This window comes from Magnetospirillum sp. SS-4, assembly GCF_902729425.1.
Lineage (GTDB): Bacteria > Pseudomonadota > Alphaproteobacteria > Rhodospirillales > Magnetospirillaceae > Phaeospirillum.
This window is the reverse complement of sequence record NZ_CACVCH010000053.1, coordinates 20,407-34,130: the sequence shown is the minus strand read 5'-3', so window position 1 is coordinate 34,130 and position 13,724 is coordinate 20,407. Positions and strand designations below refer to the sequence as shown.

Below are 13,724 nucleotides of genomic sequence, written 5' to 3'. Positions count from 1 at the left end.
GACTATGTCCACGGCAGACTCTCCAACAACCACGACATTACCTTTTAAGGTACGACATCGGTGCCGGGTGGTAAAGGTTCATTGCCCTGCCCTATCGCTCGCGCTTGAACACGCAGGTGGCCAGCGGCGGCAGGCGCAGCATGATCGACCAGGGCAGGCCGTGCCACGCCACCTCCTCGGCCCAGACGCCGCCGCCATTGTGGACGTTGGAGCCGCCATACCATTCCGAATCGGTGTTGAGCGCCTCGCGGTAAAAGCCCTGACCGGGCACGCCGACGCGATAGCCGTCGCGGACCATCGGGGTGTAATGGCCGACCATCACCATCACGTCCTCGGGATCGAGACCGCGTCGCAGCCACGACAGTACCGAATTGTCGCGGTCGTTGCAGTCGATCCAGGCAAAGCCGTTCGGGTCGTTGTCCAACTGGTGCAGCGCCGGCTCGGCGCGGTAAAGGCGGTTGAGGTCGCGGACCAGCCGGCGGACGCCCTCGTGCCGGGCATCGTTCAGCAGGTGCCAGTCCAGGCTGGCGTCCTCGTTCCATTCGCGCTCCTGGGCGAATTCCTGGCCCATGAACAGCAGCTTCTTGCCCGGCTGGGTCCACATGAAGCCGTAATAGGCCCGCAGATTGGCGAAGCGCTGCCAGGAATCGCCGGGCATGCGGCCGAAGATCGACCCCTTGCCGTGCACCACCTCGTCATGGGACAGCGGCAGCACGAAGTTTTCCTGATAGGCGTAAAGCTGGGCGAAGGTGAGGTCGTCGTGGTGATAGCGGCGATGGATGGGGTCCTTGCTGAAATAGTGCAAGGTGTCGTGCATCCAGCCCATGTTCCACTTGAAGCCGAAGCCGAGGCCGCCAAGATGCACCGGCCGCGACACCATCGGCCAGGCGGTGGATTCCTCGGCGATGGTCATGGCGCCGGGATGCTCGCCATAGACCACCTGATTCATCCGTCGCAGGAAGTCGATGGCCTCCAGGTTCTCGTTGCCGCCGTGGCGGTTGGGCAGCCATTCGCCGTGATTGCGCGAATAATCCAGGTACAGCATGGACGCCACCGCGTCGACCCTGAGGCCGTCGACGTGGAACTGCTCCAGCCAGTACAGCGCGTTGGCGTAGAGGTAGTTCATCACCTCGTTGCGGCCGTAATTGTAGATCAGGGTGTTCCAGTCGCGGTGAATGCCCAGGCGCGGGTCCTCGTGCTCGTAGAGATGGGTGCCGTCGAACCAGGACAACCCATGGGGATCGCTGGGAAAATGCCCGGCCACCCAGTCGACGATGACGCCGATGCCGTGCTGGTGCAGACGCTCGACCAGGGTGCGGAACTCCTCGGGCGTGCCGTAGCGCGAGGTCGGAGCGAACAGCCCCACCGGCTGATAGCCCCACGACCCGCCGAAGGGATGTTCGTGCACCGGCAGGAACTCCACATGGGTGAAGCCCATCTCGGCGACATGGGCGGCCAGCTGGTCGGCCAGTTCCAGATAGGACAGCGGCCGGTTGCCGTCCTCGGGCACGCGCCGCCACGACCCCAGGTGGACCTCGTAGATACTGATGGGGGAATGACGGTCGTTGCGCCCCTTCTGCCCCGCCATCCATTCGGCGTCGCGCCAGTCGCGGTCCGCCATCTCCCACACCACCGAGGCGGTCTTGGGCGGCACCTCGGCGAAATGGCCGTAAGGATCGGCCTTCAGCGGCAGCACGATGCCGCCACGCCCCATGATCTCGAACTTGTAGACGGCGCCGTGGCCCAGGCCGGGAATGAAGATCTCCCATACCCCGGCGTCATGGCGTCGCCGCATCGGATGGCGCCGTCCGTCCCAGCCGTTGAAGTCGCCCACCACCGACACCCGTTCGGCATTGGGCGCCCATACGGCGAAATGGACGCCGTCGATTCCGTCGACGCGGCGCAGATGCGCCCCCAGTTTCTCGAAGGTCCTGAGATGGGTCCCCTCGGCCAGCAGGTGGACGTCAAGATCGCCCAGCAGCGGCGGAAAGCGATAGGGGTCGTCGATCTCGAACACCTGGCCGTCGTGATGCTCGACCACCAGCCGGTAGGGCTCCGCCTTGGCCAGCCGGACCGCGAACAGGCCATCATCGTGGACCCGTTTCATGTCGACCTCGCCCGCCGCCACCAGCACCGACACCCGCCGGGCCTGGGGCTGGATGGCGCGGATGATGGCCCCCCCCTTGGCGCGGTGCGGTCCAAGAACGGCGAAGGGATCGCCATGACGGCCATGGGCGAGTGCCTCGGCGTCCCCGAAGCTCACCAGTCTGTCGGTTCCAGGCATGACGCCTCCGTGCTGCGCTGTCTGCCGGAGAGAGTCACACCTTCGCCCCGAAACACAAAGAAGGATTTCATCGGAGCCGAGTCGGGCGCACACTGGAATTGGAGGGATTTGACTTTCGTTAAATCCACAAATCTGGTAGTAGCTTTGCCAAGGAAACCTGCCGCCGCGCCATGGCGGTTCAATTGATGGAGCGTAACATGGGCGTCCTTCCGAAGGTTCTGGGTCTCACCGTGGCCGGCGTCACGGTCATCGCGCTGTATCTGCTGGTCCCCGTGCTGGGCGCCGTGTTCGGCGGCGGCGTCGACCCCAGCCCCGCCACCAGCCCGCTCGGTTTCGCCGTCTATCTGGGCCTGCTGCTGACCGCCGTGTTCACCAGCCTGGTCATGTACCTGGCCTCCACCGGCGGCGGCTCCCAGGGCTAGGCATCCTGGCCGGAACCGTATCGAATGCCCCGGCCGGTCCGGGGCATTTTCGTTATGGGGCCACCGGCGCGGAACGGCGGCTCAGCAGCGCGTAGCCCAGCACCGCCGAAAGCAGCGACCCGCCCAGCACGCCAAGACGGACGGCGGTGTCGTGGCCGCCCTCGGGGAAGGCCAGGGTGCCGATGAACAGGCTCATGGTGAAGCCGATGCCGGTCAGAACCGCCATGCCGTGGAATTGCCGAAGCGAGGCGCCGGCCGGGAATATCCCGATTCCGAGGCGGGCCGCCGCCAGGGTGGCGGCCATGACGCCGGCCTGCTTGCCGACGAACAGTCCCAGCATCACCCCCAGCGTCACCGGGTTGGTCAGGGTATCCAGCCCGACCCGGTCCAGCGGAATTCCGGCGTTGGCGAAGGCGAACAGCGGCAGGATGCCGAAGGTGACCCAGGGGTGAAGGTCGTGTTCCATGGTCTTCAGCGGCGACGGCGCCTTGGGGTCGCGGGCGCGCAGCGGAATGGCGAAACCCAGCGCCACCCCGGCCAGGGTGGCGTGAACGCCCGATTCCAGCACGAAGCTCCACAGCAGGATGCCGGTGACGATATAGGGGGCCAGACGGGTGACGCCCCCCATGTTGAGGGCGGCCAGAACCGCCAGGGCGCAGGCCGCCAGCACCAGGGCCGGCATCGACAGCTGGGCGGTGAAGAACAGGGCGATGATGATGATGGCGCCCAGATCGTCGATGATGGCCAGGGCCAGCAGGAAGATGCGCAAGCTGGACGGCGCCCTGTCGCCCAGCAGGGCCAGCACGCCCAGGGCAAACGCGATGTCGGTGGCCGCCGGAATGGCCCACCCCCGCATCGCCGCCGCGTCGGGCCAGGTGGCGGCGACATAGACCAGGGCCGGGACCACCATGCCGCCGATGGCGGCCACCAGCGGCAACGCCGCCTTCCTGGGGCTGGATAATTCGCCGGCCATAACTTCCCGCTTGATTTCCAGCCCGACCAGCAGGAAGAACACCGCCATCAATCCGTCATTGACCCAATGCAGCAGCGGATGGGAAATCTCGGCGCTGCCGACCCGAATCGTCATGGGCGTATCGAGAAACGCCGTATAAAGATGGCTGAAGGGGGAATTGGCGAAGATCATCGCCGCGACCGCGGCGGCGACCAGCAGAAGCCCGCCGGCGGTCTCGGGACGGAGAAAGGCGCGGATGGGAGACAGGGGCACGGCGATCTCCGTCGGTTCCAGTCCTCGAAAGATAGCGTGATTCCCGCCAGAGGCAAGGCCTTGCCCGGCGCGGACAAGGTCAATTACCACTTAGGGTGCGTGGTAAAATATTTTTTCCTGGACGCCAGCCGGCGGTTTGCCAATTCTGTGGGGAACAAAGAAAGATGGGAAGAGGACAGGGGAGACTTATGGGGACAATCGGACGTTTGGCCGCGGCCTCGCTGGTTTTCGCCAGCCTGCCCGGCAGCGCGTGGGCCGCCTCGGCCGGAATGGTCGACCTGACGGCGCACTGGGTCGGCTATGCCGGACTGGCGATCTTCGTCACCGCCTACGCCCTGGTGATCGCCGAAGAAAACCTGCACATGCGCAAGTCGAAGCCGGTGGTGGTGGCCGCCGGCCTGATGTGGGTGTTGATCGCCATCCATTACGCCGGAATCGGCCAAGCCGACGCGGCCGGGCAGGCGGTGCGCCATGTGCTGCTGGAATACGGCGAACTGATGCTGTTCCTGCTGGTGGCGATGACCTACGTGAACTGCCTGGAGGAACGCGGCGTGTTCGATACGCTGCGTTCGTGGCTGGTGCGCTCGGGCTTCAGTTATCGCCAGCTGTTCTGGATCACCGGCTGGCTCGCCTTCTTCATCTCCCCGATCGCCGACAACATGACCACCGCCCTGCTGATGTGCGCGGTGGTCCTGGCGGTGGGAGCGGGACAACCCCGCTTCATCGCGCCCTCCTGCGTCAACATCGTGGTCGCCGCCAATGCCGGCGGCGCCTTCAGCCCGTTCGGCGACATCACCACCTTGATGGTGTGGCAGAAGGGGATCGTGCCGTTCGGCGACTTCTTCCTGCTGTTCGTCCCCTCGGTGGTGAACTACCTGGTCCCGGCGGCGATCATGCATTTCGCCCTGCCCACCGGCGCCCCCCCCCCCAGGGACGAGGTGGTGCGGATGAAGGACGGCGCCAAGACCATCATGGCGCTGTTCGGGCTCACCATCTTCATGGCGGTGTCGGCCCACAGCTTCCTGCACATGCCGCCGGTCCTGGGCATGATGACCGGACTGGGCTTCCTCAAGGTGTTCGCCTATGTCCTGAAGAAGCGCCCCCGCCCCCATGGCGAGCCACCCTACGACATCTTCCGCAAGATCGCCCGCGTCGAATGGGACACCTTGCTGTTCTTCTACGGGGTCATGATGTGCGTCGGCGCCCTGGGGGTGATCGGCTATCTCGGCAACATGTCCCACCTGCTGTACGGCCAGCTGGGGGCGACGCCGGCCAACATCATCATCGGCCTGCTGTCGGCCATTCTCGACAATATCCCGCTGATGTTCGCCGTGCTGACCATGCAGCCCGACATGGGGCTGGGCCAATGGCTGCTGATCACGCTCACCGCCGGGGTCGGCGGCTCGATACTGTCGATCGGCTCGGCCGCCGGCGTGGCGCTGATGGGACAGGCGCGGGGCATCTACACCTTTGCCTCGCACCTGAAGTGGAGCTGGGCGGTGGCGCTGGGCTACGCCGCCAGTATCCTTGTCCACATGGCGCTGAACGCTCGGTACTTCTGAGCGGGCGGACAACCGGGAAAGGGAAGGGACCGGCATGCAGGTCGTACTGGACGTCGCCCTTCCCGTCTTCGCCATCGTGGTGGCCGGCTATTGGGGCGGGCGGACCGTTCTGGGGCAGGAATCCTCGGCGGCGCTGTCGTCGTTCGTCTACTGGTTCGCCCTGCCGGCGGTTCTGTTCCTGGGCATGGCCCGCCAGCCGCTGGCCGACATCTTCAACCTGCCCTTCATCGGCGCCTTTCTCGGCGGCATGCTGCTGACCTATGGCCTGGGCTGGCTGATCGGCTGGCTGATCGGCCGCGACGGGCCGGAAATCCAGTCCATGCAGGCGCTGAACGCCAGCTTTTCCAATACCGGATACATGGGAATTCCGCTGTTCCTCGCCGCCTTTGGCCCCGACAGGCTGCTGCCCGCCCTGATCGGCACGGTGATCATGGGGGCGGTGATGGTGGGCCTTGCCGTCGTCGCCATGGAAATGGCCCGCTCGCACGGCCACGGCCTCGGCCGTGCCCTTCGCGACGTCGGCCGCGCCCTGATCCGCAATCCCCTGATCCTCTCGCCCGTCGCCGGGTTGGCCTGGAACGCCGCCGGCCTGGGCGTGCCGGCCCCCATGGTCAATTTCTGCCAGTTGCTGGGCGCCGCCGCCGGCCCCTGCGCCCTGTTCGCCATCGGGGTGTTCCTGGCGGGGCGGCCGCTGGACCTGGGCTGGCGGCAGGTAGGATGGATGGTGCCGCTGAAGCTGGTGGTGCAACCCTTGCTGACCTGGGGGCTGATTCTCACCTTGTTTCCGCTGGACCGGTTCTGGACCGGCTCGGCCCTGCTGCTGGCGGCGCTGCCCACCGGGGCGCTGACCTTCGTGGTCGCCTGCCAGTATAAGATCTACATCGAGCGGACCTCGCAGGTGATCTTGCTGTCGACCATCGCCTCGGTGCCGGTGCTGTCCCTGATCCTGGTGATCTACGCCGGACAATAGGCCCGGCCCCGACAATCGCGACATCGGCCCTTCCCAATGGACCATCCGATCGGTGGTCCCGACGGCCGTCATTCGCTTGACTCCATAAATCTACTGTTATACAGATTAATAGTCTTGTTGGTTTGTAGATTAACGAGCGCCGGGAGGTCGCCATGACACGTTCGCTGTGGATCGACGACATTCGCCAAGTCCTGTTGTCCATCGTTGTGGTGGCCCTGGCCGCGCTGGCTCTGGCATGGGCGATACCGGGGGCAAGGGCCGCCGAGACCAAGGTCCTGCTCAATGTCAGCTACGACCCGACGCGGGGACTGTATCAGGCGGTCAACGAGGCTTTCGCCAGGTCCTGGAAATCCCGCACCGGCGAGGTTCTGAAGATCAACCAGTCCCATGGCGGTTCGGGCAAGCAGGCCCGTTCAGTGATCGACGGCCTGGCGGCCGACGTGGTGACCCTGGCGCTGGCCTACGACATCGACGCCATCGCCGACAAGGCCAAGTTGCTGGCGCCCGACTGGCAACAGCGCCTCGGCCACAATGCCTCGCCCTACACATCGACCATCGTGTTCCTGGTCAGGAAGGGCAATCCCAGGCGGATCAGGGACTGGGACGACCTGGTGAAGCCGGGGGTGGCGGTCATCACCCCCAATCCCAAGACCTCGGGCGGTGCGCGCTGGAACTATCTCGCCGCCTGGGGCTACGAACTGAACCGCTCCAGCGGCGATGCCGCCAAGGCCGAAGCCTTCGTCACCGCCCTGTTCCGGAACGTGCCGGTGCTGGATTCGGGCGCCAGGGGGGCGCTGACCACCTTCGCCCAGCGCGGCATCGGCGACGTCTTCGTGTCGTGGGAGAACGAGGCGGTGCTGGCGCTGAAGGAATTCGGCGACGGTTTCGAGATCGTGGCGCCGTCCGTCTCCATCCTGGCCGAACCGCCGGTCGCGGTGGTCGACAAGGTGGTCGACAGGCGCGGCACCCGCGCCGTCGCCGAGGCTTACCTCCAGTTCCTCTATACCCCCGAGGCGCAGGAGATCATCGCCCGCAACCACTACCGCCCCCGCGACCCCGACGTGGCGAGGACGCATGCCGCGAGTTTCCAGCCGGTACGGCTGTTCACCATCGACGACACGTTCGGCGGCTGGACCAAGGCCCAGGCCACCCACTTCGCCGATGGCGGCGTGTTCGACCGCGTCGTCGCGGCCAGGAAGTAGGGGGAAACGTGGCCGCCATCGCCCTGCCCCTGTCGCGGCGGACCCGCGCCTCCGCCAGCGTCATCCCCGGTTTCGGGCTAACACTGGGCTTCACCCTGTTCGGGCTCGGCCTGATCGTGCTGCTGCCGCTGGCGGCCCTGCTGCTCAAGGCCGCCGGCACCACCTGGGAGCAATGGGGCGCCATCCTGGGCGATTCCCGCGTGCGGTCCGCCCTGTGGCTGTCGTTCGGCGGCGCCCTGGCGGCTGCCTCCATCAACACGGTGTTCGGCCTGCTGGTGGCCTGGGTGCTGGTTCGTTATCCCTTTCCGGGACGCAAGCTGGTCGACGCCTTCGTCGATCTGCCCTTCGCCCTACCCACCGCCGTCGCCGGCATCGCGCTGACCGCGCTTTACGCCCCCAACGGCTGGCTGGGCCGGGTGCTGGAACCGCTGGGCATCAAGGTCGCCTTCACGCCCTTGGGGGTGGTGGTCGCCATGGTGTTCATCGGCCTGCCCTTCGTGGTGAGAACGGTGGAACCGGTGCTTCAGGACGTGGACCTGGAACTGGAGGAGGCGGCGGCCTCGCTGGGGGCCGGGCGGTTGCAGACCTTTGCCCGCGTCATCTTGCCCGCCATCGCGCCATCGCTGCTGACCGGGTTCTCCCTGGCCCTGGCCCGGGCGGTGGGAGAATACGGCTCGGTGATCTTCATCGCCGGCAATCTGCCCGGCGTGTCCGAGATCGCGCCACTGCTGATCGTGACCCGCCTGGAACAATACGATTACGTCGGCGCCACCGCCATCGCCGCCATCATGCTGACGATCTCGTTCATCCTGCTGCTGGCGGTCAACCTGTTGCAGAAGTGGCGCCGCGCCCGGATGGGAGGCTGAGATGACCAAATCCGCGACCCGCGATCCGCTGATCGTCCGCTGGGGCCTCACCCTGCTGGCGCTGGCCTTCCTGGCGCTGTTTCTGGTGCTGCCGCTGGCCGCCGTGCTGGTCGAGGCCTTCGCCAGGGGCTGGGACGGCTATGTCCGCGCGCTCGGCGGCGATGACGGTTTCGCCGCCATCCGCCTCACCCTTCTGGTGGCCGCCATCGCGGTGCCGTTCAACATCGTCTTCGGCCTGTGCGCCAGTTGGGCCATCGCCAAGTTCGATTTTCGCGGCAAGAGCCTGCTGGTATCGCTGATCGAACTGCCGTTCTCGGTCTCGCCGGTGATTTCCGGCCTGGTCTACGTGCTGCTGTTCGGCCTTCAGGGCTGGCTGGGACCTTGGCTGGCCGAGCACGACCTGAGGGTGATCTTCGCGGTGCCGGGCATCGTGCTGGCGACCGTGTTCGTCACCTTCCCCTTCGTGGCGCGGGAGTTGATCCCGCTGATGGAGGAGCAGGGCCGGGAGGAGGAGGAGGCGGCGCTGACGCTGGGCGCGTCTGGTCTGGCCACCTTCTGGCTGGTGACCCTGCCCAACGTGCGCTGGGGCCTGCTCTACGGCGTCTTGCTATGCAATGCCCGGGCCATGGGCGAGTTCGGCGCGGTGTCGGTGGTTTCGGGACATATCAGGGGGCTGACCAACACCATGCCCCTGCATGTGGAGATTCTCTACAATGAATACGACTTCGTCGGCGCTTTCGCGGTCGCCTCTCTCCTGGCCATCCTGGCCCTGGTCACCCTCGCGGCCAAGACCGCCCTCGAATGGTGGCACCGGGACGAACTCGTCGCCACCGGACATTAAAAGGGACGGCGACATGATCGAGGTCGAGGCGGTCTCCAAGCATTTCGGTGATTTCGCGGCGCTGGACCGGGTATCGCTGCGGGTCAGCCAGGGCAAGCTGGTGGCGCTGCTGGGGCCGTCGGGTTCGGGCAAGACCACGCTTCTGCGCATCCTGGCCGGGTTGGAACAGCCGGATTCAGGCCGCATCCGCCTGGGCGGCGTGGATGCCACCGGCCTGGGCACGCGGGACCGCCGGGTCGGCTTCGTGTTCCAGCATTACGCCCTGTTCCGCCACATGAGCGTCGCCGAGAACGTCGCCTTCGGCCTCAAGGTCAGAAAGGGCGCCGACCGGCCGCCCAAGACCGAGATCGCGCGCAGGGTCGAGGAATTGCTGAGCCTGGTGCAACTGGGCGGCCTCGCCGGGCGCTATCCCAGCCAGCTGTCGGGCGGCCAGCGCCAGCGCGTCGCCCTGGCCCGCGCCCTGGCGGTCGAGCCGCGCCTGCTGCTGCTGGATGAACCGTTCGGGGCGCTTGACGCCCAGGTCAGGAAGGACCTGCGCCGCTGGCTGCGCAACCTGCATGACGAAATGGGCCTGACCGGCGTGTTCGTCACCCACGACCAGGAAGAGGCCATGGAAGTGGCCGACGAGGTGGTGGTGATGAACAAGGGCCGCATCGAGCAGATCGGCACGCCCGCCGACATCTACGACAGCCCGGCCTCGCCTTTCGTCTATCGCTTCCTCGGCAATGTCAACACCGTGCCCTGCTCGGTCAGTGGCGGCACCGCCCGGGTGGGGGGATTGCATGTCGGCGCCAGTTCCATGGATGGCGGCGGCACCGCCTTCGTCCGTCCCCATGACGTGGAAATCCTGGAACTGTCGCCCGACCTGCCCCAGGCGACCATCCGTCAGGTGATGGTGCTGGGACCGCTGGTGCGGGTCGAACTGGCGCTGCCCGACGGAACCGTGCTGGAATCCGAGGTAACGCGCGAGCACAAGGAAAATCTGGCGCTGCGCCGCGGACAGGAAGTTTCCGTCTTCCTCAGGAAGGCCAAGGTGTTCGTCGGAGAGGTGTAGGCTAACGCCGGGACTGCGGCGGCGGCAGGGACTCGGCGCGAATGCCGCCGCCGACGGTGCCGGCCTCGGCCTGACGCGGTGCCACCGTCACCGACACCAGGGCGCCATAGACGGTGCGGCGCTCCACCTGAACGTTGGCGACGCGGTCGCCGCGGGTGTAGGTCATCACGCTGACCTCGGAGGTCACGCTCATCAGCGGCTGCCAGTTGAAGTTCGGCATCTGCGCCTGATAGAAGGCGGTGACCTCGTTGGCGGAGCTGCCGACCTGCATCACCACCCGGCCGATCCAGCGGTCCCGGTCCGACAGGATCAGCGAGCGTTCGTTGTCCATGGACGCCCCCGCTGGAATCGGGATGTCGGTCACCAGCTGGAAATTGGCCGGCTGGTCCGACGGCGAACCGGAACTGGCCGGCAGCGATGTGCTGCTCGCGCATCCGGCGAGCGCCAGGATGGTGGCCAGGGGCAGGAGGAGTTGGCTGACACGCGCGATCATGCCTTTGAAAATACTGTGGCGACGGTTTCCGGACAAGGGAATGTTTGCAACGGGCCTTCCACCCCCAACGGGTAGCAGGACAAGAATCCAATATGCATATAAGGCGATTCTGTATTAGCATTCGCCCCCAACGGATCACTCCGGTGCGATTGACACCAAAAAAAGAGTGACCGGCAGGGAGGCGCGCATGGAAAGCCCCGGGGGGATCGGACCCTATATCGGCGGCATCTGGGGTCAGCTGGCCGATGTGTCGGTCGACATCGACGTCATCGCCAGGCATTTCGAGGAACAATCCCGCAAGGTGAGCTTTCTCAACCAGGTGGCCGGCGGACTGGCCGAGGCCAATGTCAAGTCGAGCGAGATCGCCGATCTGGCCAAGCAGGTCTCGGGAACGGTGGGCGAGGTCACCGAGGCGTCGCGGGCGACGCTGGAAGACGCCAAGGCCCAGATTCAGGAATTGGTGGACAGCGTCCGCCGCAGCCAGGACAACATGGCGGCCCTGGCGGCGGCATTGTCCGAGGTCGGCGCCATCTCCGAGCGGATCAGCATCATCGCGCGGCAGACCCGCCTGCTGGCGCTCAACGCCACCATCGAGGCGGCCAGGGCCGGCGACATGGGCAAGGGCTTCGCCGTCGTCGCCAACGAGGTCAAGGCGCTGGCGGGACAGACCAGCGCCGCCACCCAGATGATCGGTTCGACAGTAGAGCGCCTCGCCACCCTCAGTGGCCGGGTCGGCGAGGAGAATTCCGCCAGCCTCGGCCGCGTCGACAAGGTGATGTCGGCCACCGGCGACCTGGGGGATGCGGTCGATGACCTGCAAACCCTGTTCGGGCTGCTGGAAAGCCATATCGACAACATCGTCGACACCGGGCGCTCGGCCGAGGCCGACCGCCAGAAGGTCGCGTCCTCCATCGGCATCCTGACCGCCGACATCCAGGAGGGCAGCGAACAGCTCAGCGGAGCCAACGCCAAGCTCGACCATCTGCTCTCCGATACCGAATCGCTGATCGAGGTATCGGTGGCCGAAGGCGTCGAACTGCCCGACACCCCGTTCATCCGCAAGGTCCAGGAAGCCGCCGCCACCGTCGCCGCCCTGTTCGAGGGCTGCGTCGACCGGGGCGAGATCGCGCTGGACGACCTGTTCGACGAACGCTACGTCCCGGTGGAGGGAACCGACCCGCCACAGGTGACCACCCGGTTCACCCAACTGGCCGACCGGCTGCTGCCCGGCATCCAGGACGCCGTCCTGGCCTCGGACCAGCGCGTCACCTTCTGCGCGGCGGTGGACCGCAACGGCTATCTGCCCACCCACAACCAGAAATATTCCGAACCGCAGCGCCCCAACGATCCGGCCTGGAACGCCATTCACAGCCGCAACCGGCGGATCTTCGACGACCCCGCCGGACTGGCGGCGGCACGCAACACCGCGTCGTTCCGGCTGAAGACCTATCGCCGCGACATGGGCGACGGCAACACCATGATGATGAAGGACTGTTCGGCCCCGGTCATGGTCAAGGGCCGCCATTGGGGCGCCCTTCGCATGGGCTATGTCTGAAGGCTCATCATGGTGGCCAGCATGGCCGCCACCGGCGTTTCCGTCCCTTTCCCGCGCGCCGTCACGTCGGAGCGCACCACCATCAGGGTGCGGCCCGACTTGATCACCTCGGCCCGCGCCACCAGCACTTCGCCCTCGGCCGGGTTCAGCAGGTTCATCTTGAATTCCACCGTCAGGATGTTGGCGCCGGGCGGCACCAGCGAGAACGCGGCATAGCCGGCGGCGGTGTCGGCGATGGCGGTGGTGGCGCCGGCGTGGACGAAGCCGTTCTGCTGGCACAGATCGGGGCGGCTCGGCATCTCCAGCACGCACGATCCCGGCTCCAGCCCGGTCATGCGGACCCCCAGGGTCCGCATGAAGGTCTGGCTTTCGAAACTGGCCCGCACCGTCTCGCGGAAGGCCGGGTTCCTGGCGGTGAAGCCGGCCATCAGTTGGAGAACAGCACGGGGACGGTCATGTGGGTCAGCACATGACGGGTGCCGGTGCCGCGCTTCAGCGACAGGCCGTAATGGCCGTGCGCGCCCATCACCAGCAATCCGGCCCCCAGATCGCACAGCCGCGACAGCAGCATGTCCATCTTGCCGATATGATCGCCGGCCAGATGTTCGCTTTCCGCCTTGATGCCGCAGACGGCGAGATGGTCGATCACGTCGACCCGGGGAACCTCGCCCATGGTGCCGGGACCGGCGTCGTGGGGATCGCGCATGGACAGCACCACCACCGAATGGGACGCCGCCAGCAGCGGCTTGGCGTCGTTCAGCGCCCGGACGGCCTCCTTGCCGGCGTTCCAGGCGACGGCGGCGCGGCCGCAGACATCGGTGAAGGTGCCGGCGTGGGGAATCACCAGAACCGGCCGTCCGCAATTGAGGATGGTGTGCTCCACCAGATCCTCGGGGACCAGCTTGCTCTTGGCCTCGGTCTGCCCCATCACCACCAGATCGGCGAAACGGGCGCAGAACATGGTCTCGGCCAGGACATGATCGGGATCGCCATGGGCCAGTTGCCACCAGCGCCCATCGATGCCCGCGGCCGAACAGCGGTCGGCGAACAGGACCCTGGCGCCGTCGCGAGCCGCCGCCAGCGCCTCGCTGGCCTTGTGGGCGACGGCGGAGGGCCTGTGGCTCTCGGTGCGGGCGAACAGGCCGGTCAGGCGCCCGCCGAACCGCTTGACCAGGGTGATGGCGATATCGAGACGGACGCCGCAACGCTCGCCGTCATCCATGTGAACCAGAATGTCCTTCATCTCATTT

13 protein-coding genes are annotated in these 13,724 nt (G+C 66.4%); 8 read left to right on the top strand and 5 right to left on the bottom strand.

The window, feature by feature from the left end; all coding sequences use genetic code 11:
* Positions 1-91 precede the first annotated feature (91 nt).
* The gene (gene glgB, locus MTBSS4_RS08960; protein ID WP_173983061.1) at positions 92-2,284 is read right to left on the bottom strand and encodes a 1,4-alpha-glucan branching protein GlgB; all 2,193 of its coding nucleotides are present in this window, start codon (positions 2,282-2,284) and stop codon (positions 92-94) included.
* 197 nt (positions 2,285-2,481) lie between these two features.
* On the opposite strand from glgB, the gene MTBSS4_RS08955 reads away from it, so the two are divergent.
* Positions 2,482-2,706 (top strand): hypothetical protein, encoded by a 225-nt coding sequence (locus MTBSS4_RS08955; protein ID WP_173983060.1) that lies wholly within the window; start codon positions 2,482-2,484, stop codon positions 2,704-2,706.
* A 52-nt stretch (positions 2,707-2,758) separates the two neighbouring features.
* Here the strand turns inward: MTBSS4_RS08955 and nhaA are convergent, their stop codons facing one another.
* Positions 2,759-3,931 (bottom strand): Na+/H+ antiporter NhaA, encoded by a 1,173-nt coding sequence (gene nhaA, locus MTBSS4_RS08950; RefSeq protein WP_173983059.1) that lies wholly within the window; start codon positions 3,929-3,931, stop codon positions 2,759-2,761.
* A gap of 188 nt (positions 3,932-4,119) precedes the next feature.
* Here nhaA and nhaD point away from each other — a divergent pair, with 188 nt between their 5' ends.
* The 6 genes from nhaD to MTBSS4_RS08920 all read left to right on the top strand — a co-directional run bounded on the left by nhaD (position 4,120) and on the right by MTBSS4_RS08920 (position 10,426).
* Positions 4,120-5,493, top strand: coding sequence for a sodium:proton antiporter NhaD (nhaD, locus tag MTBSS4_RS08945; RefSeq protein ID WP_173983058.1), 1,374 nt, complete (start codon positions 4,120-4,122; stop codon positions 5,491-5,493).
* A gap of 34 nt (positions 5,494-5,527) precedes the next feature.
* Positions 5,528-6,463, top strand: coding sequence for an AEC family transporter (locus MTBSS4_RS08940; RefSeq protein ID WP_173983057.1), 936 nt, complete (start codon positions 5,528-5,530; stop codon positions 6,461-6,463).
* Positions 6,464-6,615: 152 nt separating this feature from the next.
* Positions 6,616-7,665, top strand: coding sequence for a sulfate ABC transporter substrate-binding protein (locus tag MTBSS4_RS08935; protein ID WP_173983056.1), 1,050 nt, complete (start codon positions 6,616-6,618; stop codon positions 7,663-7,665).
* Between the two features lie 8 nt (positions 7,666-7,673).
* The gene (gene cysT / locus MTBSS4_RS08930; protein WP_173983055.1) at positions 7,674-8,531 is read left to right on the top strand and encodes a sulfate ABC transporter permease subunit CysT; all 858 of its coding nucleotides are present in this window, start codon (positions 7,674-7,676) and stop codon (positions 8,529-8,531) included.
* Between the two features lies 1 nt (position 8,532).
* Positions 8,533-9,372, top strand: a complete 840-nt coding sequence (gene cysW, locus MTBSS4_RS08925) for a sulfate ABC transporter permease subunit CysW (RefSeq protein WP_173983054.1) — start codon at positions 8,533-8,535, stop codon at positions 9,370-9,372.
* 13 nt (positions 9,373-9,385) lie between these two features.
* Entirely contained in the window at positions 9,386-10,426 is a 1,041-nt protein-coding gene (locus MTBSS4_RS08920; protein WP_173983053.1) for a sulfate/molybdate ABC transporter ATP-binding protein, read from the top strand.
* A 1-nt stretch (position 10,427) separates the two neighbouring features.
* On the opposite strand, the gene MTBSS4_RS08915 is transcribed toward MTBSS4_RS08920, so the two are convergent.
* Positions 10,428-10,919 (bottom strand): hypothetical protein, encoded by a 492-nt coding sequence (locus MTBSS4_RS08915; RefSeq protein ID WP_173983052.1) that lies wholly within the window; start codon positions 10,917-10,919, stop codon positions 10,428-10,430.
* Positions 10,920-11,106: 187 nt separating this feature from the next.
* Between MTBSS4_RS08915 and MTBSS4_RS08910 the strand changes: the two genes are divergently transcribed.
* Entirely contained in the window at positions 11,107-12,474 is a 1,368-nt protein-coding gene (locus tag MTBSS4_RS08910) for a methyl-accepting chemotaxis protein (RefSeq protein ID WP_173983051.1), read from the top strand.
* Here the strand turns inward: MTBSS4_RS08910 and MTBSS4_RS08905 are convergent.
* Both MTBSS4_RS08905 and MTBSS4_RS08900 read right to left on the bottom strand, forming a co-directional pair.
* Positions 12,465-12,902 (bottom strand): PaaI family thioesterase, encoded by a 438-nt coding sequence (locus tag MTBSS4_RS08905; protein ID WP_173983050.1) that lies wholly within the window; start codon positions 12,900-12,902, stop codon positions 12,465-12,467. The genes MTBSS4_RS08910 and MTBSS4_RS08905 overlap by 10 nt on opposite strands.
* Entirely contained in the window at positions 12,902-13,717 is an 816-nt protein-coding gene (locus MTBSS4_RS08900) for a universal stress protein (protein ID WP_173983049.1), read from the bottom strand. The genes MTBSS4_RS08905 and MTBSS4_RS08900 overlap by 1 nt, the downstream gene beginning before the upstream one ends.
* Positions 13,718-13,724: the final 7 nt, after the last annotated feature.

Bases quoted from the DNA above. Each gene is read 5' to 3' on its own strand.
- glgB (WP_173983061.1), bottom strand. From the start codon at position 2,284: ATGCCTGGAACCGACAGACTGGTGAGCTTCGGGGACGCCGAGGCACTC.
- MTBSS4_RS08955 (WP_173983060.1), top strand. From the start codon at position 2,482: ATGGGCGTCCTTCCGAAGGTTCTGGGTCTCACCGTGGCCGGCGTCACG.
- nhaD (WP_173983058.1), top strand. From the start codon at position 4,120: ATGGGGACAATCGGACGTTTGGCCGCGGCCTCGCTGGTTTTCGCCAGC.
- MTBSS4_RS08940 (WP_173983057.1), top strand. From the start codon at position 5,528: ATGCAGGTCGTACTGGACGTCGCCCTTCCCGTCTTCGCCATCGTGGTG.
- MTBSS4_RS08935 (WP_173983056.1), top strand. From the start codon at position 6,616: ATGACACGTTCGCTGTGGATCGACGACATTCGCCAAGTCCTGTTGTCC.
- cysW (WP_173983054.1), top strand. From the start codon at position 8,533: ATGACCAAATCCGCGACCCGCGATCCGCTGATCGTCCGCTGGGGCCTC.
- MTBSS4_RS08920 (WP_173983053.1), top strand. From the start codon at position 9,386: ATGATCGAGGTCGAGGCGGTCTCCAAGCATTTCGGTGATTTCGCGGCG.
- MTBSS4_RS08915 (WP_173983052.1), bottom strand. From the start codon at position 10,919: ATGATCGCGCGTGTCAGCCAACTCCTCCTGCCCCTGGCCACCATCCTG.
- MTBSS4_RS08910 (WP_173983051.1), top strand. From the start codon at position 11,107: ATGGAAAGCCCCGGGGGGATCGGACCCTATATCGGCGGCATCTGGGGT.
- MTBSS4_RS08905 (WP_173983050.1), bottom strand. From the start codon at position 12,902: ATGGCCGGCTTCACCGCCAGGAACCCGGCCTTCCGCGAGACGGTGCGG.
- MTBSS4_RS08900 (WP_173983049.1), bottom strand. From the start codon at position 13,717: ATGAAGGACATTCTGGTTCACATGGATGACGGCGAGCGTTGCGGCGTC.